Source organism: Acidobacteriota bacterium (assembly GCA_026393755.1).
Classification (GTDB): Bacteria; Acidobacteriota; Vicinamibacteria; order Vicinamibacterales; family JAKQTR01; genus JBAXOX01.
This window is the reverse complement of record JAPKZO010000017.1, coordinates 57,282-80,086: the sequence shown is the minus strand read 5'-3', so window position 1 is coordinate 80,086 and position 22,805 is coordinate 57,282. Positions and strand designations below refer to the sequence as shown.

Sequence of the window (22,805 nt, the reverse complement as noted above, 5' to 3'; positions counted from 1 at the left end):
CGGCCCAGGTCGTGCGCTCGCCCGGCCCCCGGCGGGGGATGCCGGGTGGTCCCGCCTCCGCGTGCCCGGTGGCACGGCGGCGCTGCTGCGGGTCGCAGGCCTGGATCCGCACACTCCTCGTTCGCTGAGCTTGCCGCGGCTCATTCGCGCCGTCTTCTCGACACCTGTCGGTGTCGATCGGGCCATCGACGCGCGCCGGGCTCGAATCGCCGAGTACCTGCAGACTCTGTCCGACTACGAGCGCGCCAGAGCCGCGCTCCCCTCCACCGGGATTTCGCTGACGCAGACGTCAATCTCGAGGAACGCACTGAACGATTTCGCCGACTCCGCCGGAGGGCGGATCGAACGGGACAGAACGCGACTCACGTTTGTCCTGGTATCCGACGACCGCGAGGCTCGACGCCGCAGGTGGCTGAAAGAGGCGGGTCTCGATGTTGAGAATCTCGGTGTCGAGTTGAACGCCGGCCGCGTCGTCGGCGCGCTTCTCGCGGCCGAAGAGGTTCCGTCACCACTCGGTGATGACAGGTGGCGCGCCCTGCTGGACGTGAAGCCGGGTCCGGCTGGAGTCCTGTTTGCAGCCATCTTGACGGATCGCCGGGCATCGCTGCTGTGGTGCGGTCTCCTGTCGGCGGGCGAGAGCGTCCGTAACCTGGTGAATGCGCGCCCGGACATGTTCGACGAGATCTATCGATCGGATCGGGCCGCGGTGCTCGCCTCGGTCGGGCGCAGTGTGAAGATAACGGGCGGGCGCGTCGATGTGCCGGGGGGACCGGCTGCGCTTCCGCTATGGGAATCGCTGGTCGACGAGCGGGTCGCACGGCCGGACAGGTTTCTCCTGAAGCTGCTGGACCGGGACGACGGGCGGATGGCCGCGTTCTACGACGCGATCGCGCACTTCGACGCGCCTCGGCAGGCCTTTGCCCTCGGCGCTGATGCCTCGAGCCGCGGAGACCGACTCGATCGGTTTCGTGCCTTGTACGCGGCAACGCTGAGGACGAACCAGGGCGTCAATCCAACCGATCGTCCGTTCTCGCTCAATCTGTACGACATGGCGCATCTGTTCTTGCTGACCCGCTTTGATGCCAACGGCCACCTGCAGGGGCCAGCCTGGCGGACATTCTGGGACACGGTGCTGGCCAGCGACGAGATCCCCGAGTGGCCGGCACGAGAGGTCAGAGATATCGAACGCGACGGCGTCCTTGATGCCACTGACCTTGTTGAATTGATCAGTGTCGCCAACACGTCCGGCCGGCGGCAGCGTGCCGAGACGTGGTTGTTTGCCCAGCGCGTGTTCGCCAACGCGCAGCCGGCCGACCTGCCCGACATCCTGACGGCGTTGCGCGGATTTCAACGATTCAACGCGCTGGTTCTCACGATCGAACGCATGGGCGTCACCGATCCCGCCGTCTACGCGGACGCCGTGATCCGAGCCAGGAATGTGACCGGCGCCAATGCGCTCGCCCTGTTTCAAGGCTCCGTCGCCATGCTCGATCGCGCCAGGCGCGGCCAGGCGATCAGCGCCGTCACGGCAGGCAAACTGTTGACATCGCTGTCGAACGTGCAACTGGCTCCTGACGGCAGAGCGCTCGGTGCGGTCGCCAGGTGGATTGCGCACGACTGGCTGCCCGTGCTGGGTCCGCCGCCCACCACCATGGCGATAGCGCCGGCGGGCGACGACGCGCCCATCGAGCACCAGGTACTGCGCGCGTTTGCCGGGCAGATCAGCACGCGAGCATCCGGCCCCGCCCCCGTCGTCGAAATCGAAGGGCTTCGGTACAGCGTCGACCCCGCCGCGGCCGAAGAGAGGCGCCTGGTGGCGATCCGCAAGGCCCAGGGAGGTCCGACGCTTGATCAGATCCTGGCCTTCTCGCGCGAAGTGGACGCGCTCGAGGCAGGCGTTGCGACACCGGCGCTCCTGATCGAGAGAATGTCCGCGTTTGCGGCGGCTGCCAGGCTCCTTCCGATCGAGCGCCCAGCCCGGCCCACAGCGGCTGGCGAGCCTCCCAGGGTTCGCGAACAGGTGGCGGACGCGTTACAGCGTCTCGAGAAGATCCAGAAATCCCGGAAGCTTAAGGACGTCCCCGGCGTCGTGCGGCGGCTTCAGCCCGCAGTCGACTACTTCCTCGCCCAGGTGCTGATCGCGTTGGCTTACGCACCGAATCTGGATGAGGCAACAGGCCGGGCGCTTCGGGGAGGCGATCCGTCGCTGCATCACGACTGGATGGCCGCTGAGTCGCTCGAACGAGACAGAATTCTGGGGCCCTGGCGTCTTCCGCTCAGCTCACACGACGGGGCTGGGACGTGGCGCGTGTCAGGAGCGCTGCTTGGGCTGGACCACGGGTTACGCGATCTGGAGTTGCGTCGGGTGAGCACCGAGTCGTTGCCGGAGCCTCCGACGATCACGAACAACGACCGAGCCGCGTTCACCGAGGTGGCCAGTCTGTCCAACCCGCTCGACTACGTGGACAAGGATCGGGATCAGATTGCGTCGGCCTTGCGTCGAGGGCGGGACATTCTCGCCTCGATTGCGGCGGATCCGGGACGACTGGCAGGCGCGATCACGGCTGCCGGCATCAGCGACGCGAGGCGGGAAGTGCTGCCGTGGGCGCTCGCGAACGAGCCGGATCGGCTGCCCGACCTGTTCACCCTTGCCGAACTGCTTCGCCTGGGCCGGCTGGAGATCGCGTCGATCGAGCGGTTCGATGCGTGGGGCACGTCCGGCTACTCGGCGGAGGGTTGCCTGTGCCTGAAGTTCCCTCAGTCTGGCGAGTGGCTGACCGGGTCGGCCCGCTTCGGCAAGGGTGTGGCCGCTTCGCTGATGCCCGACCTGACCCTGGTCGTTGGTGAGTGGCTTGCCGAACACCAGTTGCCTGCCGCGTTGACGCCGTCTATCCTCGCGGTGGCCACTCAGGATTTCGAGGACGATCTGCGTCTGGCCTTCGATGATGACTGGCTCGCGATGTCATGGCAGGCGCGGAAGACCGTGCAGCCGAGAATGGATGACTATGTCGCTTCGCTTACAGTCCGGGGCCCGTTGGTGGCAATCCGGTAGCGTCCGGCGGCACGTTATTCACGGAGTTGCCGTGCTGGCAGGGGTGCCTGTGGCGCTCGGCGCCGGCGTGTCTGGTCACCAGACTCCGGCTGCTCCGCCAGCCGAACCCGTCATCGTGTTTGAGTCTCCCCAGGACAACGGCTATGCGAGTGGCACGAGCCCGCTGCGGATTCGAGTGGAGCCGCGGGCGACCGACGTCAAGTCGGTCAGTCTATTTGCAGACGGCCAACTGGTCTGCACGCTCGTGCGGCCGCCGTTCGAATGCTCGTGGGACGCGGGCACTCAGGTGTCCGAACATACGCTTCGTGCCACCGTGCAACTGGCGAGCGGCCGGCGGATCGCGCGGAGCATCCGCACGAAGGGGGAAGCCTACACCGAAACGGTGGATGTCGACGTCGTGCAGGTGACTGCCACGGTGACCGACGATGAGGGACGCTTTGTGCGCGGACTGAAGCGGGATGCCTTCGCCGTCTACGAGGATAGCGTCCAGCAGACCATCACCAGCTTCCAGGCGGAGAACATCCCGCTGGAGATCATCGTCGGTGTCGACGTGAGCGGCAGCATGGTCGCGGCGATGCCGACGGTGAAATCAGCCGTCAAGAAGTTTCTGTCGGCCCTGAGGCCCGCGGATCGGGTGACGGTGCTTGGCTTCAACGACAATGTGTTCACGCTGGCCAGACCGACCGTCGACCTGGCGACACGTATGAAGGCCATCGACCGCCTGGCGCCGTGGGGCGGAACCGCGCTGTACGACGTGGTGGTGCAGGCAATCGACCAGCTCGGCAAACAGACCGGGCGCCGCGCGCTGGTCGTCTTTACCGACGGCGAGGATCTCAACAGCCACACACCGCTGGAGGTCGCCGAACGGCGGCTCGAGGCGAGCGACGTGACGCTCTACCCGATCGGTCAGGGCCGAGCGCCGAAGATGCAGGAACTGCGAACGGTGCTCGAGCAACTCGCGAGGAAGAGCGGCGGCCGGGCGTTCTTCAAGAATCTCGATCAGCTCGACGACGTGTTCTCGGCGATTGTGGATGAACTGTCAAATCAGTACCTCCTGGGCTTCGTCCCGAAGATCGGCGCCCGCGATGGCCGGTGGCGCGCGCTGAGGGTGGAGGTGCCGAAGCGCGACGTCAAGATTCGCACCCGGCAGGGTTATCGAATGGTGGCCAAGTGAGCAATCAGGCGCACGTACCGCGGCGGTCCACGACCAGGCGAATCGCACTTTCTGTAGCAGTCGCGCTCGTCCTGGCCGGTGCCCAGGCACAGGGGACCGGCGGGCAGAAGCCGATCGACCCCCAGGCGCCGGTCTTCAGGTCGGGCGTGGAACTGGTGACGGTCGATGTGACCGTCGTCGACCGCGACGGCAATCCGGTCAAGGGCCTGAGGCCAGGTCAGTTCGAGGTGACGCTCGACGGCAAGGCTCGCCGCGTCGTGTCGGCTGAACTGCTCGAGTTCGTGACGTCTGCCAAGCCGTCCGGACCTGGGCCGACGTTGCCAGCCCGGCCGTTGTTCAGCTCGAACGAGAATCCCCCGGAGCCGGCAGTGCCGGGACGGTTGATCTTCATTGCGGTCGACCAGGGCAGCTTTCGCACCTTCGCTGCACATGGCGCGATGGAGGCGGCCCGGAAGTTCATCGATCGACTACGGCCGTCAGATCGGGTTGGTCTCATCGCGTTCCCGCCGCCAGGTCCACTGGTCGAGGCGTCCGAGAACCACTCCGCCACGCGCGCCGCGACAGAGAAGATCATGGGGATGGCCGACCCGTTGAGATCGATGAGCGGATCGGTCCAGGTCAGTCTGTCCGAAGCGATTGACATCCGCGGGAGCGACGACTTCGCGCTCAGAAACGTGATGGCGAGGGAGTGCGCCCTGCTGACCGGATCAGCACTCGCGCAGTGCAAGCAGCAAATCATGACGGAGGCGGCCGGCATCGGCATGGCGGCGGAGCTGCAGTCGAGCAGGAGCATCGGAGGTTTGCAGGGAGTGATCCGAGCGCTCGCTCAGATCCGCGAGCGGAAAATTCTCGTCCTGGTCAGCGGTGGCCTCCCGGTCTCGGATCGGATCGGCGGTGACATCCAGAACGCTGGTGCGATCTCCACGCTTGGGCGCGAGGCAGCAGCGGCCAACCTCAGCCTCTACGTGCTGCATATGGACTCGACATTTCTCGACGCGTTCTCTGCGTCGAATGGGCGTGCGGCCGGGGTTGACGGGAGTCTGTGGCGTGAGATGGGCATGATGAGCATCGGCCTCGAGATCGTCGCCGGGTCCGGCGGCGGATCGCTGCACCGAGTGGTGGGGGGCGCGGACGTCGCGTTTGACCGGGTGCTGCGAGAAACTGCGGCCGCGTATGTGCTGGGCGTGGAGCCGGCCGAAAGCGATCGCGACGGGAAGTCCCATCGCATCAAAGTCAAGGTCAATGCGCCTGGCGTCGAGGTGCACAGCCGAACCGAAGTGCTGCTGCCGCGGGTGGCCGCCAGCGCCGCCACGCCCGACGACGCGCTCGGCGAGATCCTGCGTGCGCGGCGGCTGGCGACGGGGCTGCCTGTCCGCGTGACCACGCACACGATGGCGCAGGAATCCGGTGCTGGCCTTCGGGTGTTCATCAGTGCCGAGATTGGCGAAGGGCTCAGCGGGCCTGTCGATATGCACGTCGCGTACGTCGTCACGGATGCGACCGGGCGAAGTTCGAGCGTGATTGCGCAGAAGTCCCCGCTCACACCGCGGGCGACGAGCAGAATCGGATCGGCGTCGTTCTTCGCTGATGCCGTGTTCAAGCCGGGCTACTACGTGCTTCGCCTTGCGGCGGTCGATCCGGCGGGGCGGGCGGGGAGCGTTGATCATCCCTTCACGGTCGGTCTGACCGAGGGCGACGGCGTGCGCATCGGGGACCTGCTGCTGTTGGATCCGCTGCGGACCAAGGAAGAGGGCGTCGCGGTGGTGACCGACGGCCAGCTCTGGGGACAGAGTGTGGAAGCGTACGTCGAGTTTGTCCCCAAATCCGGCCAACTGGCACCGAGCAGTGTCACATTTGGCATTGCCGATCGGCCCGGTGCCCAGCCCCTCGTGTCGTTCGTGGTTCCCGCTTCGAAGAAGGACCCGTCATCGCCATGGAGCGCCGGCGGCCACCTCGATCTGAGCATCCTGCCGCCGGGAGACTACACCGCGGTCGCGACGATCACCGACGGGACGCGCCGGCTTGGCAGTATCGAACATCCGCTTCGGATAGAGCCTCGCGCCCCCGTGCCGGCGGTCTCTGGAGGTGCCGGCGCTCTGGCGCCCAGAGTGCGCTTCTCGGCCGGCGAATCCGGAAGCCTGGTTCGGGCGTTCGCACGCGCGGACGTTCTGCGGGGGGAGGCGCTCGGCTTCTTCCTGTCACGTCTGCGCGCTGCCGATGCGTCCGCGGCCGGGTCTGCCGCCGTCGAGGCGGCGTCGGCCGCGCTTCGGGAAGGGAAGTTCGATGAGGCGCTATCGGCCCTGGCCGGCGCCGACCAGTCCAGGCTATCCGCGTCGTTTCTGAGGGGACTCGCCCTGTTTGGCAACGGCGAGCTCGAGCCGGCGGCCGCCCAGTTCCGCGCGTCGATGCGGCTCTCGCCCGACTTCCTGCCAGCCGCGTTCTACCTGGGAGCCTGCTACGCGGCAGGCGGGCACGATCGCGAAGCGGTCGGCGCGTGGCAGACAGCGCTCATCACCGAGGCGGACGCGCGCATCGTCTACGACGTGCTGGCCGACGCGCTGTTGCGGTTGCGCGAGGGCGAGCAGGCGACGAGCATCCTGACGGAGGCTCGCGAGAAGTGGGCCGACGACGACTCGCTCGTGCCGAGGCTCGCGGTTTCGCAGGTCTTGCTCGACCGCGGACGGGAGGCGCTCGCGCTGATCGAACCCTACATCGAGCGCCACGGGACGGACGTCGACGCGATCTTCCTCGCCATTCGTTTGATGTACGACGTCCACTCCGCCGGAGGCCAGATCAAGACGCCCGCCGAAGACGCGGCCGCCGCGCGGAAGTACGCCACGCTGTACGCGGCAGCTGGCGGCGCGAACGCCCCGCTCGTCAATCGATGGGTACAGTTCATCGCGAGAACCCGGTGAGCGACGCCGGACGGTTTGGCAATCCGAAAGGCGCCCGGCTACAATTGATTGCTTGGGCGAGGCCGCCGATGCCGGCGCGTTCATCGCGCCCGCCCTCGGCGGCGGTGACGGGATGTGGGCGCAATTGATTGCGCCCCTACCCGAGGATGCATGATGGAGCCCGAGTGGTGTGGGCGGTGAAGGAGAAGGATTCATGAGTGTGGCCGTTGAAAAGACTCATCCATTCGCCGCGGCAGTGAAGGCGGGCAGGCCGGCCTTCAAGGTGGCCGATCTCAATCTGGCCGAATGGGGCCGGAAGGAAATCCGGCTGGCTGAGCAGGAGATGCCCGGCCTGATGAAGGTCCGTGAGCGCTACCAGGGGCGGAAGCCGCTGGCCGGTTCGCGCATCACCGGCAGCTTGCACATGACGATTCAGACGGCGGTGCTGATCGAGACGCTCGCCGAGCTCGGCGCGGACGTGCGTTGGGCGTCGTGCAACATCTTTTCGACGCAGGACCACGCGGCGGCGGCGGTGGCCGTTGGACGGCCGGAGACGGGCGGCACGGCGGCCGACCCGAAGGGCATCCCGGTGTTTGCGTGGAAGGGTGAATCGCTCGACCAGTACTGGTGGTGCACGCGAGAGGCGCTGCTCTGGCCTGATGGCAGCGGCCCGACGCAGATTGTAGACGATGGCGGCGATGCGACACTGCTGGTGCACAAGGCGGCCGAGTTCGAGAAGGCCGGCGCGGTTCCCGCGTTCAAGCCGCACGAGGATCCCGAGGAGTGGGGCGTCATCCTGAAGCTCATCCGCGAGGAACTGAGTCAGGCCAAGGGGCGATGGACGGCGGTTGCGGCCGGTATCCGCGGCGTGAGTGAGGAGACCACCACCGGGGTGCACCGGCTGTACCAGATGGTGGAGGCCGGCACGCTGTTGTTCCCGGCGATCAACGTGAACGACTCGGTGACCAAGAGCAAGTTCGACAACATCTACGGGTGCCGGCATTCGCTGCCCGATGGCCTGATGCGCGCAAGCGACGTCATGCTCGGCGGCAAGCTGGCCGTGGTTTGCGGCTATGGGGAAGTGGGCAAGGGCTGCGCCCAGGCCCTGCGCGGCCAGGGCGCGCGCGTGATCGTGACCGAGATCGATCCGATCTGCGCGCTGCAGGCGGCGATGGAGGGCTACCAGATCGCCACCGTCGAGGATGTCGTCGGCAAGGCCGACATCTTCATTACGGCGACTGGCAACTACAACGTCCTGACCGCCGAGCACATGTCGCAGATGAAGGACAAGGCGATTGTCGGCAACATCGGCCACTTCGACAATGAAATCGACATGGCGGGGCTGAAGAAGATCCCCGGCATCGCGTGCATCAACATCAAGCCGCAGTACGACGAGTGGCGCTTCCCGGATGGGCACAGCGTAATGGTGCTGGCCGAGGGGCGGCTGCTGAACCTCGGCTGCGCCACCGGCCATCCGAGCTTCGTCATGTCGGCGTCGTTCTCGAACCAGGTGCTCGCGCAGCTCGAGCTGCACCTGCACAACGAGCAGTATGAGAAGAAGGTCTACATGCTGCCGAAGCACCTGGACGAAGAGGTCGCGCGGTTGCACCTGCCGCATCTGGGTGTCCACCTCACGGAACTGACCAGGGAGCAGTCGGAGTACCTTGGCGTGCCGGTCGATGGGCCGTACAAGCCGGCGCACTATCGGTACTGACACGCTGCGAGATGCGGCACAGGATCGCCCCGTGCGAACCTGAACGTGAGAAGCACACCTCGTGAGTACCCAGGCGTCCGCGTTCACCGCGCTCAAGCATCGCAATTTCCGGTTGCTGTGGATCGGGCAGGTCATTTCCCTGTCCGGTTCGATGATGCAGACGGCGGCCATTCTCTGGCACGTCTCGCTGCTGGCGCCGGCCGGTCACAAGGGGCTGGCGCTCGGCATGGTCGGGCTGGTCCGGTTCCTGCCGATCGTGCTGTTCTCGATGGTGAGCGGCGTCGTGGCCGACGTCTACGATCGGCGCCGCGTCATGCTGATCACCCAGAGCGTGATGGCGGTGCTCGCGTTCGTCCTCGGCCTCCTGGCCTGGACCGGGCTCCAGAGCCTCTGGCCGATCTACCTGCTGGCCGGCCTGACGGCGATTGCGGGGTCGTTCGACAGCCCGTCGCGACAGGCGCTGGTGCCGAACCTCGTGCCTCGCGGCGATCTGCCGAACGCGATCAGCCTGAATACGATCATGTTCCAGATTGCGGCGGTCGCCGGCGGCCCCGCGTTTGCCGGCGCCATGCTCCTCGGGGACATCGCGTGGGCGTACTGGCTGAACGCGATCTCGTTTCTCTTTGTCATGGCCGCGCTGCTGATGATGCGCGAGGTCCAGGGCCGCGGCACGCGCGACAGATTGGAGCGGCCGGAGTTGACCGTGCGGGCGGCGATGGACGGTCTCCGATTCGTCTTCGCGCAACCGCTCATTCGGTCGTCGATGCTGCTGGACTTCTTCGCCACCTTTTTCGCATCGGCCAACTCCCTGCTGCCGATCTTCGCGCAGGACATCCTGGTCGTCGGGGCACACGGCTACGGCTGGCTCTATGCCGCCCAGTCGGTGGGGGCGCTCGTCGCGAGTGCGGCCATGGTCCCGCTGGTCGACCGGATCGATCGGCGCGGCAGCGTGATGTTGTGGTCGGTGGCGGCCTTCGGGATGGCGACCGTCGCCTTCGGGCTGACGCGGTCCTTCTGGGTGATGTTCGCCTGCCTCGCCCTGTCCGGCGTCGCCGACACGGTGAGCATGGTGTTCCGGAATGTGATCCGACAGATGGAGACGCCCGACTACATGCGCGGCCGGATGGTCGGGGTCAACATGGTGTTCTTCATGGGCGGCCCGCAGCTCGGCGAGGTCGAGGCCGGCGTCGTCGCCAACCTGTTCAGTGCACCCTTCTCAGTGGTCACCGGTGGCATCGGGTGCGTGGTGGCGACGGCGTGGATAGCGGCGCGGACACCATCGCTGCGCCGCTACCGGCGCGGGCCCGCGCGAACGGCGTGATTCGCGGCAGGCCCCGCCATTCGCCGGCTCGGCCTGGGGTAGAATCACCCGCATCGACAACGGAGGCGTGAATGGCAAGGTCACATGCGCGGCGCGTACTGCAGATCGGCGTCCTGGGATTCGTCGTCGGTGGGGCATCGCTCGTCCTGTCGGGCCAGGCGCCGGATTACGTCCGGGCCAACTACACCAAGCGCGAGGTCCAGATCCCGATGCGAGACGGCGCGAAGCTGTTCACCTCGATCTACGCGCCGAAGGACCAGCAACATTCGTATCCAATCATGCTCAGCCGGACGCCCTACAGCGTGGCGCCATACGGTCCTGACGCGTACAAAACCGCCATCGGGCCGTCGGACCTCTTCGCGCGCGACGGGTACATCTTCGTGTACCAGGATGTGCGGGGACGCATGATGTCGGAAGGGGAGTTTGTCGACATGCGGCCCCAGCTCGACGTGAAGAGCGGGCCGAAGGACGTCGACGAGAGCTCCGATACGTATGACACGATTGACTGGCTGCTGAAGAACGTGGCGGGGCATAACGGCCGCGTGGGGATGTACGGGATCTCGTACCCGGGATTCTACACGGCCGCCGGGATGATTGATGCGCATCCGGCCCTCAAGGCCGCCTCGCCCCAGGCGCCGATTACCGACTGGTTCATCGGCGACGATTTTCATCACAACGGCGCGTTCTACCTGCCCCACGCGTTCGGCTTCTTCTCAGGGTTCGGCTGGCCCCGGCCGGCGCCGACCACCGCGTCTGGGCCGCGTTTCGATTTCGGCACCCAGGATGGCTACGACTTCTACAAGAAGCTGGGGCCGATGCCCAACGCCAACGCGAAGTACTTCAAGGGCGAGATCGCGTTCTGGAACGACCTGATGGCGCACGAGACGTACGACGCGTTCTGGCGGGCCCGCAACCTGAGGCCGCACCTCAAGAACATCAAACCGGCCGTGATGACCGTGGGCGGCTGGTTCGACGCCGAGGACCTGTTCGGGGCGCTCGAGACCTACAAGAACGTGGAGCGCCAGAGTCCTGGCGCGTCCAACATGCTGGTGATGGGGCCCTGGGTGCATGGTGGCTGGTCGCGCGGCGACGGGGACGCGCTCGGCGCGGTCAAGTTCGGCGCGAAGACCGGGGTGTTCTTCCGCGAGCAGATCGAGTTGCCGTTCTTCGCACACTACCTCAAGGACACACCCGATCCGAAGTTGCCCGAAGCCTACGTGTTCGAGACCGGCAGCAACCAGTGGCGCCGCCTCGAGGCATGGCCGCCGAAACAGGCCGTCACCCGAACCCTGTACCTGGCGGCGGGCGGGCGGCTGACGTGGACCGCGCCGGCCGGTGAGGCGGCCGCGTACGACGAGTACGTGAGCGATCCGGCCAGTCCGGTGCCGTACATCAACAACATCGCCATCGGTATGACACGGGAGCACATGATCGACGATCAGCGGTTCGCCGCCCGGCGGCCCGACGTGCTCACCTATATGACCGATGCGCTCGACGGGGACGTGACCGTCGCCGGCCCGATTTCGCCCAGTCTCCAGGTGTCGACCAGCGGCACGGATTCCGACTGGATCGTCAAACTGATTGATGTGTATCCGGATAATTACCGGGAGCCGGGTTCGCCTTCCGACGCCGCCGCGCTTCAGTCGCCGTCCGTGATGGGCGGGTATGAGCAACTGGTGCGAGGCGAGGCCATGCGCGGGAAGTTCCGCAACAGCTTCGAGAAGCCGGAGCCGTTCGTGCCAGGCCAGGTGACCAGGGTCGAGTACGTGATGCCGGACGTGTTCCACACGTTCCAGCGCGGTCATCGCATCATGGTCCAGATTCAGAGCAGCTGGTTCCCGCTGGTGAATTTGAACCCGCAGAAGTTCTGCAATATCAACGCCGCCACCAACGCCGACTTCCAGAAGGCGACCGAGCGGGTTTACCGCTCGCTGGCCGCCGCCTCGGCCATCAGGTTGAGCGTGGTGGACGCGCGCTGAAGGGCTGGGAGGGTTCCTGGACGCGGAGACTGTTCGCGCACACTTAGCCACAAACGCCCCCTGGATTACCGTTTGACAGGATTGCCAGCGAGTCTATACTCTCAGCCGTCTGGGACTCAGCGGATGCGCCGCGTGCACCGTGTGCTTTGACTCACTGGGGCCCCCGCCGCGTGTCCTTCCGCTCATCGCCGTTGTCATGTCTTCCATCCTGAGGGGGAGTGCGTAGCCATGCAAAACAAGCGTTTACGACGTCGGCCGTGGTGGGTTGCGGCCCTGGTTGCCGGGGCCGTCGCCCTTGCAGCGCCAGCCATGGCCCAGACCGTTACGGGCACGGTGCAGGGGACGGTGACCGATGCGAGCGGGGCGGTGCTCCCCGGCGTCGCCGTCACGATCCGAAATGCCGACACCGGCGGCGTGCGCGAGGCCGTCACCAACGCGGTGGGCTTCTATTCGGCCACGTTTCTGGCAAGCGGCCGCTACACGATTACGTCAAAGCTCGATGGCTTCCAGACCGTCGTGCGGGAGGCCATCCCGATCTCGGTCAACGACACGCGCGTGGTGGACTTCCAGATGAAGCCGGCCAACGTGGCCGAGACGGTGATCGTGACCGCCGCCGCGCCGACGATCAACTCGACGAACGCGGAGGTGAAGTCCGTGCTCACCTCCGAGCAGATCATCGACAAGCCGTCGATGAGCCCGGGCAGCTTCCTCAACCTTGCCGAAGTGTTCGCGGGTTACCAGGAAAACCCGACATCGGGCCAGAACAACCCGACGGCTTCTTCGGGTTCGTCGATCAACTTCAACGGCACCGGATCGCGCGGCGCGACCTTCCAGATTAATGGCGTCAACAACGACGACTCGTCCGAAAACCAGAACCGCCAGGGGGCGGCGCTGTCGACGATCAAGGAATTCCAGGTCATCAGCAACACGTTTAGCGCCGAGTTCGGCCGCGGCTACGGCGCCGTCGTCCTCGTGCAGACCAAGTCGGGCACCAACTCCTGGCATGGAGACCTCTATGAGTATTTCCAGGACAGCCAGAAGCTGAGGGCCCTTGCGAAGTGGGCGACCGTCAAGCCCAAGAACCAGCGCCACGAGTACGGCGGGACGCTCGGCTTCCCGGTTCTGGAGAACAAGCTATTCGCCTTCGTCAGTGTCGATCGCACGAAGTACGACGGCACGCTCAACTACGCGCGCGACTTGTTTCTGCCCTCGGAGCTGGCGACCCCTCGTCTGACGAAAGGGAACGACACGCCGGAGAATCGCGCCTGGATTGCGGGGATCCTCGCGCGCTTTCCGAAGGACGCGGTCGCCAATGATCCCCGCAGCAACCGCACCTACGCGACGACCATCCCGTTCAAGTATCCGGACCAGGACTACTCGGCCAGGCTCGATTGGCAGCTGGGCCAGGACACCCTGATCGCGAGGTACCAGTACACGCATCAGCTTCGTGAGACCGAGGACATCATCCAGGGCGAGCAGGCCAGGCAGAACAACGGGCAGCAGAACCTCGGCGTGACGTGGACGAAGATTCTCAGCAATGCCATGGTCGGAGAGTTCCGCTACGGTCTCGGCTGGCGCAATACGCAGGTGGATATCGCCGCGGGCAACGACACGCCGATCGTCCGCTTCACGTCATCTCCTGTGTCAGGCACGATCCTCGGCAATAGCGGAGCATTTCCCATCCACCGCAAGCAGATCGACCACCAGTTCGTCTACAACCTGTCGTGGGGAATCACGTCGGGCCTCACGCTGAAGGCTGGATTCGATGTCAGGCGCCAGCAACTGGATGACCTGGCCGACAACTTCTCCCGGGGCTACTGGACGTTCAACCGCTCGTGCGGAGGCGTGACCTACAACACACCGTACGAGGCGATGCTCGATGGATGCGTCCAGAGATACGAGAAGGCCTGGGGCCCGTTCTACCTCGAGAACCGGCTCAACGAATCGAACTTCTACGTCGAGGATCAGTGGCGTCCGTGGTCCAGCCTGACGCTGAGCCTCGGGCTGCGGTACGAGTACGTGGGGGCACCCAAGGAGATCAAGAACCGCATCGACTACGGGTTCAAGGCCGACAAGAACAACATCGAGCCCCGCGTGGCGCTGGCGTGGTCGCTTCCGGCCCGGACCGGTCTCCTTGGCCTGGTGACCGGAACCAGGTCGGGGACGGCTTCGCTGCGGGGCGGATACGGCCGGATCGATGGCCGCATCTTCCAGTCGTCGTTTTCGCAGAACGGTGCGAGCGTGCGGACCAATCCGCCCAATGCGATCGACCTGGTGTTTACGACGACGCCGGGCATCCTCAGCATCTCGGATCCGTCGATGGGTTACCAGTTTGTGCCGGGCCCGCAGACGGTTCGATACTCGGTGTACCTGCCGGCCAGCGACCTGCAGATGCCGTACACGAAACAATGGAGCGCGAGCTACGAGCGACAATTGCCGTGGAAGTCGGCTATCAGGCTTAGCTACAACGGCAATCACGTCATCGGGACGCTCCGCTACATGCCCACGAACCTGCCGCAGTCACCGCTGAACGGACGCGTGCTGGTGGTGGATCATCCGAACAACGCGCCGGCAACCGGGTACCCCGATCTGCGAGGCACGTACATCACGGCTATTGCCGCCGATGTAACGTGTGCCGGCACGGGGTATTTTGGTATCACGTTCACGACAGCCTGCCCGGTGGCCGTGCCGATCGCCAACAACGAGATCAGCCTCCGCGTGCCCCGTACGAACGAGCGGCGGCCGGATCCGCGCTACGGCACCAACACTCTAATCGCCAACGACGCCGAGTCGTGGTACAACGGCCTGCAGGTGGAGTGGGCCAAGCAGTTCAGTCAGGGGCTGTCCTTCACGGCAAACTACACGTACAGCGTGGCGAAGGACACCAACTCGGAACTCACCTACGTGGGCGCTGGCGACTCCAATTCGCTCGGGCCCAACAGCAAGTACGCCAAGGGGTACTCGCGCTTCCACACGCCACACCGGTTCACATTCAACGGCAGCTACCTCGTGCCGTTCTTCAAGAATCGCAGCGACCTGCTTGGACTGGTGCTGGGCGGCTGGCAGCTGTCGGCAACAGTGAAGCTCGCCTCCGGCACGCCATTCACGGTCACGCAGACCGGCGTCGATCTGAACTTTGACGGGTTCGCCGAGGGCCGCCCCGTCCTTCTGGATCCCTCAGTCCTCGGGCGGGTGGTGGACAATCCCGACACGTCGACGACGCAGTTGCCGGCGAGTGCGTTCCGTGCGGCGACGATCTACGACACGATTGACATGCTGGTGGGCCGCAACACGTTTTTCACCGACCACACGGCCAACGTGGACGCTGGCCTCTACAAGTCGTTCCGCCTGGGCGGCGGCAAGAACCTGACCGTCCGAGGGCAGCTCTTCAATGTGTTCAACAGGGTGCAGTACGGCTTCCCAGCCAGCAGCATCAGCAGTACGACTTTCGGGACGCTCACATCGACCGCCAACAGCTACATTCCGCGGACGGCACAGATCAACGTGGGGCTGCAGTTCTAAGAGAGTCCTACGAGAGACGGCGCGCCTGACACCTGCCTTGGGCAGGGTCAGGCGCGGCCTGTACGGCTGAAGAGGCACGCAGAATGGCGATAACAACACGCTTCCCATGCTGGATTGCGACTGGTGTGGTCGTGGGCATGATGGCCGGAGGTGCCGCGCCCGTCGCGCAGCAAGTGCCAGTAAAGGTGGAGCCGCAGGCACCGCCACCCGTGGCGGCTGCGATTCCCTCCCCGGATCGCGAGTTCCGTGCGGCCTGGGTCGCCACGGTCGCCAATATCGACTGGCCGTCGAAACCTGGGCTCTCGACTGAGGCGCAGAAGGCCGAAGCCGTCGCCATCCTCGACCGGCTCGTCGAACTCAACATGAACGCGGTCGTGTTCCAGGTGCGCCCGCAGGCGGACGCCCTCTACAAGTCCACTCTCGAACCGTGGTCGGCCTACCTGACCGGCAAACAGGGCCAGGCCCCGAACCCGTACTACGATCCGCTCGAGTTCTGGGTCGCCGAGTCGCACAAGCGGGGCATCGAATTCAACACGTGGTACAACCCCTATCGCGCCAATCACCCGTCCCATCCGGGAGGCGTCGAGGGCCTGGCGCCGAACTCGCTGGTCAGAGCCCACCCCGAGATGGTGGTAAAGCTCGGCGACAAGGGCTACTACTGGATGGACCCGGCGCTCAAGAGCGTGCAGGATCATTCCATCGCGGTGGTCATGGACGTCGTCCGCCGCTACGACATCGACGGCGTGCACTTCGACGACTACTTCTATCCCTACTGGGATTACAACGACGGCAAGGACTTTCCCGACGATAAGAGCTTCGCGGCGTACCGGGCTACGGGCGGGACCCTTGCGCGGAACGACTGGCGGCGCGAGGCCGTCAATCGCTTCATCCAGAGGCTCTACTTCGAGATCAAGGCGACGAAACCGCATTGCAAGTTCGGCATCAGCCCGTTCGGGATCTGGCGACCGGGGATCCCAGTCTCGATCCAGGGGTACGACCAGTTCGACAAGCTCTACGCCGACGCGCGCCTGTGGCTCGCGGAAGGGTGGGTGGACTACTTCACGCCGCAACTCTACTGGCAGATCGGTCGTGTGTCCCAGAGCTATCCGGTGCTGCTCGGCTGGTGGAAAGAGCAGAACACGCGCGCCAGGCATCTGTGGCCGGGCCTGACGATTGGCCAGGGACGCAGCCAAGAGGGCGCGCGGGAGATCATCAACCAGATCATGATTACGCGCGGCATGGTGCCTGATGCGCCGGGCAACGTGTTCTTCAGCATGAAAGCGCTGCAGGGCACGGACACCGCGCTGCCCGGAGGGCTGCTGAAGGGCGTGCTCGAAGGCACGGGCCAGTACTTCACCGGACCCTACGCCAGGCAGGCGCTGGTTCCGGCGAGTCCGTGGCTCGACGCCACACCGCCCGCCTCGCCCGAGGTGCGCGCGAAGACGGGCGCGAGCGGCCTCGACGTCTCGTGGACGCCGCGGGGGGAGGAAGCTGCGTTCCTGTGGGTCGTGTATCAGCAGCGCGATGGCGTGTGGACCCACCAGATCGTGCCCGGTGTCCGAACGAGCGTGACGCTCGAGGCGGGGGCGACGCCGATCACGGCTGTCGCGGTGAGCGCCGTGGATCGCACCGGGAACGAAAGCTCCCGGACGGTGCTCATGGTTAAGGCCCCGCCGCCAGGAGTGACGGATCAGAAATCATGAAGGCGCCAGTGCGAGTCGAAACCAGTCGACTCGCGTTCTCGCCGCCGACCGCGAGCGACGCCGGCGACGTATTCAATCGGTACGCCGGCGATGTCGAGGTGACACGCTACCTCGGGTGGCCCACTCATCGCTCCGTCACTGACACGGAGGCGTTCATCGCGTTCAGTGCGGACCAGTGGGAGCGCGACGGGGCTGGGCCGTACCTCATTCGGGCGCTGGATGATGGCCGGCTGATTGGAAGTACGGGCCTCGCATTGGAAGCCGGCGGTGCGGCGATGACCGGATATGTCCTGGCGAAGGACGCGTGGGGGAAGGGCTACGCGACCGAGGCGCTGAGAGCGATGGTGGAGGTGGCCAGCGGCATCAGTGTCGTGCGGATCTACGCTCTCTGTCATCCACAACATCGAGCATCCTGGCACGTGCTCGAGAAGTGCGGCTTCCAGCGCGACGCCGGCCGGACAGCGCACATGGAGTTCCCGAATCTCGCCCGGGGCGTCCCTCAAGACGTGCTCTCTTATGCCCGGAGGCTTCGGCCGGAAATCGGCGGTTAGCCCGCCGACCGCGCGTCACTACTTCGGCTCGACAGTCATGTGGAGGACGATCTCGATCCGGGTTCCGTCGAGCCGGACCGATCCGTACTTCTTCTCGAAATCCCGGAACACGAGTCCCGAGTTCGTCGAGCGCGTGGGCTTCAGATACGAATCGAGCCGCGCCTTGATACTGCGGAGTGCCGCGGCTGCGGCCGCCGGCGTAGGGTAGCTGGCGACGATCTTCGTGACCGAACCGAGTCCGGCAATCCTGTAGTCGCCTGCTGCCGCCGCCAGCGTGCCGCCTAACTGGAGCACGTCGCCGTCGCCGAGCGTATAGATCGCCTGCAGTCCGAACGCCCCCCGCATGATGCGCTCCGAACCCGCCACCAGGTTCCGCTTGTCGAGCAGGTTCAACACCGCGACGGCGCCGTCTGCAGGCATCTTCGCCGCCAGCGCGCCGCCGAACTTCAGCAGCGCCGGTTGCGTCGCGGCGTTGCCCGAAGTGTTCCCGACAATCACGAAGTAGCGATCGCGCTGGAACATCAACTGGTAACGATTGATCGTGTGACGCTCGCGGAACGTCGGCTCGCGCTTCTCGGCGCCGCACTTCGACAGGTAGATGCCGCGGGCGGCGGTCGCGTCGCTCATGCGATAGACCTCGGCGACGATCTCGGGTCCGCCAGGAGCGGCACGATAGGCCTGGACGAGCAACTGGTCGAACCCAATCTCGAGAAACACTTCGGCGCCGCCGTCGATGCGCCCGTAGAGATCGGCCTTCGTGAAGACTCGGGATCCACCCGACCTGCTCCAACCCTCGAAGAACCGATCGGCAGGCAGCAGGCCGGCGTCAAGCGGCACCGCCTGGGCCGCCATCGCCGCATCAGCTGCGAGCGCCTGAACCGCCATCGTAGACAGCGCGAGAGTCAGGATCGTCCCAACCACGCAGGCAAAGAACCAACCGCGGCGCATTACGCGACGACCCGAACGTGGTTGATCTTGCCATCCGCCACCATCCCCAGGCCCAGCTTCTCGGCGTAACGGAGGTACTCGGTGAATCGCGGATTCTCGTTGACGGCAATCCCCATCTCTTTTCTCTTCGCGATGATCTGCTTGTGACAGACCATGTCGAGCGCAAACGGATCGGTCGCGAAATACAACGTGTGGTTGTTGTAGACGAACTGCGCGTTCTTGTCGGGGCCGCCCTCGTACTGCGCCCGGAGGGCATCGGTCACGTTCAACACAAGCTTGTCGCGGACCACAGGCGCCGCCAGCACCTCCGTGCAGACGTTGAAGAAGAGCGGAGCGTGCAGCCGGCCGGTGTTGCAGGCCGATCCATAGCCCAGGTTCTTGGTTGCCATCGAGATTCCGTGCCCGGTGTTCTTGAACGCCGCCAGATTCACGATCTTGGTCAGCCTCGTCGTCAGCAGCTTGCCAAAATACGAGTATTCCCCGTTGAACACGTGCTGGTTCAGGTAGAACTCATCGTCCTTGTAGCCCTTGACGCCTTTGCCGACGACGCCCTTCGCGAAATAGAACACGTTACGATCGAAGTTATTGATGCTGACGTGGTTGCCAGATGCGTCCCGCCACTTGTTGCCTTCTTCATCCATCGTCTGCAGACCCTCGATCGTCACGCCGGCGGGGAACTTGTCCGGCGTGTAGCCCGCATCTTTCAACATGTAGTCGAAGCGATCCCAGATGACGATGTGGTCGGCGGGCACCTTGTTGTCCATGAGCCAGCGCACCACCGCCTGGGTCAACTCGACCTTCGTGTGGATGAGCGGCGGCCCGACCGGGTTCACCTTGATTCCGACGACATCACCCGGTTCGAACAGGAGGTCGAAGCTCTGCTTCATGTCCTTGCCGGTCAGGGTTCGGACGCCTCGTTCGAACATCTCGCCAACCACCTTCCCGTCCGGCTTGTCGTCGACCAGGGCCCGCGTGTTCCTGACTTCGACCACCTTGCCCGGAAACGGGCCAGGCAGTGCGTGCTTGCCCCGCGGAACCCTCATGAAGTCGTCGATGTTGGTCGTCGGAGGCGCGGGCGCGGGTGCTTGGGCGTCGCTGGCGCTCGGCACGCCGAGCACGATCGTGCCAGCCGTGGCGGAGCACACGCCGACGGTCTTGACGAATTCGCGCCGTGTGACCGTCGTCGAGGTGTCCATTGAGCGATATGAGCGGGATTTCCTCATTACGTCCTCTGCAGGGGCTGGTTCTCTGGCAACAGGAACTGGTTGGCTTTGGAACGGCTCTCGCCGGCGCTGGTGACGTACACCGCCGGCCGGCCCTTGATCGGGCAGGCAAACTCACACGCGCCGCAGCCGGTGCAGCGCTTGGGTTCCACAAACGGCTGACGCACGGTCCTGGGCTGGCCCGTCGCATCCGTTACCTGGGCCGGCACCAAGTAGATGGCCTTCGGCGACGTCGGGCACCATTCTTCGCACACGATGCACTCGATACCCATCGCCCATGGCAGACACCGGCCATGATCGTAGAACGCGGTGCCGATGCGGTTCGGTTCCCGTCCAGGTTGCCGCACCGTCCCGTCGGGCGCGAGCTTGGCCGGACTGCCGATCTTCTCGGCGACGGTCATTTCCCAGATTGCGCCGGTCGGGCACACCTGCGTGCACAACGTGCAGTTCGGCTCGCAGTAGCCAATTCGCGGCACGAGCACCGGCGACCACAGGCCTTCGACGCCGGCTTCGAACAACGCAGGATGCAGCGCGTTGTTCGGGCAGACCTTCATGCAGTCTCCGCACCGAATGCAACGTTCGAGAAAGTGCTCCTCGGGGACCGATGCCGGAGGCCGGATCAACAGCGGATCGCCCGCGGCTTTGACGCCCGGTCCCGTGCGCAGCAGCGGAAGTCCGACGGCGCCCGCGACGAGGCTCGTGACAACGGCGCGCCGCTGGAGTTGCGGTGTCTCGCGTGTCTGCCTGCCGGGCCGGCCAGACCACGCAAACGACAGCCCGCCTTCCGGGCAGTCCCCGAGGCAGTTCATGCACAGGTGGCATTCGGCCTTCCGCCACATGGCGCCCGGAATCGGATCATCGCCTCCCTGACAGTGCAGCTCACACCGCTTGCAGTCGTTGCACTTCGCGTCGTGCTTCTGCAACTGGACAAACGACCAGCGCGAGACCACGCCCAGCATGGCGCCCAGCGGGCAGATTGCCCGGCACCAGAACCGCGTAATGCGCAGGTTGAGCGCGAGGACCAGCGTGAACAACAGCCCGATGGCGAACGCCTGATGGAAGTGCGGCTGGCGGAAGCTGAGCACGGTCGCGTTGAGCATCATCGAGACGCCGGTCACGCCGATCGCGGCAGGACCGAGGGGTAACTGTTGCGCCCAATCCAGCGAGGCTCGAAGGCCGTAGTTCAGGACCGGCAGTACGGCGGTGGTCACGGACCGGACGAGAAACGACAGCGGGTCGAGCAGCAGGCCCGTCACCGAGCCGAAGAGCGCCATCACGAGCACGATCGTCAATACGTAGTACTTGGCGCTGTGCCACCGCTTGTACCGATTCGACTCGAGCAGCTTCAGTCCGCGCTTCTTCTCCGACTTCATGCTGGAGACGGCGTGGTGCAGCGTGCCGAGCGGGCACATCCAGCCGCAGAAGGCCCGCCCGACGACGAGCGCCAGCAGGACGAACGGCACGGCCCAGAGCAGATGCCGATAGAGCGTGCCGGTGGAGAGGGCTGTCGCGAGTGCGACAAGCGGATCGGTCTCGAGAAACACGGCCACCGGGTAGGGCACGCGCACATCCGCGCCCGCCGACCGCACCGATCCCGGGAACTCGGTCCGCAGCAGCAGGAAGACGAAGATCAGGAGGAACGTGACTTGTGACGTGAGGCGCAGCCGGCGCCATGTGGGTCCGGTCATCGTTCTATGCCTGCAGCACGTGCGTCCGGAGCGACGCGAAGTCGGTGGTCCCGAGGCCACGCTCTTCGGCCAGTCGCAGGAACCGAAGCCGCGAGATGTCGAGATTCCACCACGCCTTGGCGGCATACGCGTCGACGGCGACCTGGTCGGTGCTCACAATCACGGTATTGCGCTGCTCGACGTTGTCGACGCCGCCGCCGGTCGGGCCGTTCCGCATCAGCACCCGGTTGGCGTCGAGGACGGTGAGCGTGGGGCGCGCGAAGGCGGCCAGATCGACGATGCTCTCGTGAATGCGCTGGTGGAGGCGGCTGCGATTGCCGCCGATGATGCCGTACCAGTTCTTCATACCGAGCGTAACGCCGGTCAGACTGTGGTGTTTGGCAATCGGCACGTTGATCACCCTGGTGGCCTCGAGAAATGGCTCGAGCACCGGCCACACTCCAAGCGTGCCGCCTTTCAGATCCACCTCCCGCATGTGCCGGCTGTCGGGCAGCACCACGTCGGCACCCGCCCGCCGCGCGGCGTCGGCGATGCCGCTGCGCGCAAAGCAGCTCTCCGCATCATTGCAGGAGACGTCGGTGACGATGACAGAACGTGCACCCGCGCCCAGGCACAGCCGCACCAGTTCGGCGACGACCTCTGGATTGGTAGTGGCGGCCTCCTCGGCCGAGCGGTCCCACGCGATGTTGGGTTTGATCAACACGGTGTCGGCCGCCGACACAAAGCGCGACATGCCCCCGATGTCTTCAATCGCCTTCTGGACGAGCAGGCGCGGCGACGGCCCCTGCGCGACCACCATCTGCGGCAGGGCCGCGTTGGCCGCGACGGCGTGATCGCGGCCGAGTCCGCTGGCGGCCCCTTCCTCCGGCCGCCGGCTCCGGCCGCCCAGGTACGCGCCCAGTCCAATCGTGCCGGCGCTGGCGGCGCCCAGTCGGAGCACGCGCAACAGGAACTGACGGCGGGCGTCGTCGGGGGCAGGCGGGTTCATCGACACGCTCCTCACGATTGGCAACGCAGGCGGGCAGCGAAAAGGGGT

13 protein-coding genes are annotated in these 22,805 nt (G+C 65.5%); 9 read left to right on the top strand and 4 right to left on the bottom strand.

Translation table 11 applies throughout. The features are described 5' to 3' along the window. Positions 1-61 precede the first annotated feature (61 nt). From NTV05_05970 to NTV05_05930, 9 genes are all read left to right on the top strand, one after another. Entirely contained in the window at positions 62-3,052 is a 2,991-nt protein-coding gene (locus NTV05_05970) for a hypothetical protein (GenBank protein ID MCX6543945.1), read from the top strand. 31 nt (positions 3,053-3,083) lie between these two features. Continuing rightward, positions 3,084-4,226 carry a VWA domain-containing protein gene (locus NTV05_05965; GenBank protein ID MCX6543944.1) on the top strand — a complete coding sequence of 381 codons (1,143 nt, stop codon included), beginning with the start codon at positions 3,084-3,086 and terminating at the stop codon, positions 4,224-4,226. Next, positions 4,223-7,141, top strand: a complete 2,919-nt coding sequence (locus NTV05_05960; GenBank protein ID MCX6543943.1) for a VWA domain-containing protein — start codon at positions 4,223-4,225, stop codon at positions 7,139-7,141. Before NTV05_05965 ends, NTV05_05960 begins: the two co-directional genes overlap by 4 nt. Positions 7,142-7,334: 193 nt before the next feature. Then, positions 7,335-8,834 (top strand): adenosylhomocysteinase, encoded by a 1,500-nt coding sequence (gene ahcY, locus NTV05_05955; protein ID MCX6543942.1) that lies wholly within the window; start codon positions 7,335-7,337, stop codon positions 8,832-8,834. 61 nt (positions 8,835-8,895) lie between these two features. Further along, a complete protein-coding gene (locus tag NTV05_05950; protein ID MCX6543941.1) occupies positions 8,896-10,155 on the top strand; it encodes an MFS transporter in 1,260 nt (419 codons plus the stop codon). Positions 10,156-10,226: 71 nt separating this feature from the next. Further along, positions 10,227-12,134 (top strand): CocE/NonD family hydrolase, encoded by a 1,908-nt coding sequence (locus NTV05_05945; protein MCX6543940.1) that lies wholly within the window; start codon positions 10,227-10,229, stop codon positions 12,132-12,134. Positions 12,135-12,443: 309 nt separating this feature from the next. Next, complete coding sequence (locus tag NTV05_05940; GenBank protein ID MCX6543939.1) at positions 12,444-15,656, top strand: carboxypeptidase regulatory-like domain-containing protein; 3,213 nt, start codon at positions 12,444-12,446, stop codon at positions 15,654-15,656. Between the two features lie 83 nt (positions 15,657-15,739). Beyond that, complete coding sequence (locus tag NTV05_05935; protein ID MCX6543938.1) at positions 15,740-17,359, top strand: family 10 glycosylhydrolase; 1,620 nt, start codon at positions 15,740-15,742, stop codon at positions 17,357-17,359. Then, positions 17,356-17,910, top strand: coding sequence for a GNAT family protein (locus NTV05_05930; protein MCX6543937.1), 555 nt, complete (start codon positions 17,356-17,358; stop codon positions 17,908-17,910). Before NTV05_05935 ends, NTV05_05930 begins: the two co-directional genes overlap by 4 nt. Before the next feature lie 18 nt (positions 17,911-17,928). Here the strand turns inward: NTV05_05930 and NTV05_05925 are convergent, their stop codons facing one another. Genes NTV05_05925 through NTV05_05910 form a run of 4 tightly spaced genes read right to left on the bottom strand, consistent with a single transcriptional unit; the run spans position 17,929 to position 22,757 of the window. Continuing rightward, positions 17,929-18,858, bottom strand: coding sequence for a hypothetical protein (locus NTV05_05925; protein ID MCX6543936.1), 930 nt, complete (start codon positions 18,856-18,858; stop codon positions 17,929-17,931). Continuing rightward, on the bottom strand, positions 18,858-20,054 hold the full coding sequence (locus NTV05_05920) for a DUF362 domain-containing protein (GenBank protein ID MCX6543935.1): 1,197 nt from the start codon (positions 20,052-20,054) through the stop codon (positions 18,858-18,860). The genes NTV05_05925 and NTV05_05920 overlap by 1 nt, the downstream gene beginning before the upstream one ends. A gap of 26 nt (positions 20,055-20,080) precedes the next feature. Beyond that, entirely contained in the window at positions 20,081-21,769 is a 1,689-nt protein-coding gene (locus NTV05_05915) for a 4Fe-4S binding protein (protein ID MCX6543934.1), read from the bottom strand. A 4-nt stretch (positions 21,770-21,773) separates the two neighbouring features. Continuing rightward, on the bottom strand, positions 21,774-22,757 hold the full coding sequence (locus NTV05_05910; protein MCX6543933.1) for a DUF362 domain-containing protein: 984 nt from the start codon (positions 22,755-22,757) through the stop codon (positions 21,774-21,776). Between the last annotated feature and the right edge of the window lie 48 nt (positions 22,758-22,805).

What these genes read in the sequence shown, in the direction of transcription:
- ahcY (MCX6543942.1), top strand. Translation starts at nt 7,335, where the DNA reads ATGAGTGTGGCCGTTGAAAAGACTCATCCATTCGCCGCGGCAGTGAAG.
- NTV05_05945 (MCX6543940.1), top strand. Translation starts at nt 10,227, where the DNA reads ATGGCAAGGTCACATGCGCGGCGCGTACTGCAGATCGGCGTCCTGGGA.
- NTV05_05940 (MCX6543939.1), top strand. Translation starts at nt 12,444, where the DNA reads ATGGCCCAGACCGTTACGGGCACGGTGCAGGGGACGGTGACCGATGCG.
- NTV05_05935 (MCX6543938.1), top strand. Translation starts at nt 15,740, where the DNA reads ATGGCGATAACAACACGCTTCCCATGCTGGATTGCGACTGGTGTGGTC.
- NTV05_05930 (MCX6543937.1), top strand. Translation starts at nt 17,356, where the DNA reads ATGAAGGCGCCAGTGCGAGTCGAAACCAGTCGACTCGCGTTCTCGCCG.
- NTV05_05925 (MCX6543936.1), bottom strand. Translation starts at nt 18,858, where the DNA reads ATGCGCCGCGGTTGGTTCTTTGCCTGCGTGGTTGGGACGATCCTGACT.
- NTV05_05920 (MCX6543935.1), bottom strand. Translation starts at nt 20,054, where the DNA reads ATGGACACCTCGACGACGGTCACACGGCGCGAATTCGTCAAGACCGTC.
- NTV05_05915 (MCX6543934.1), bottom strand. Translation starts at nt 21,769, where the DNA reads ATGACCGGACCCACATGGCGCCGGCTGCGCCTCACGTCACAAGTCACG.
- NTV05_05910 (MCX6543933.1), bottom strand. Translation starts at nt 22,757, where the DNA reads ATGAACCCGCCTGCCCCCGACGACGCCCGCCGTCAGTTCCTGTTGCGC.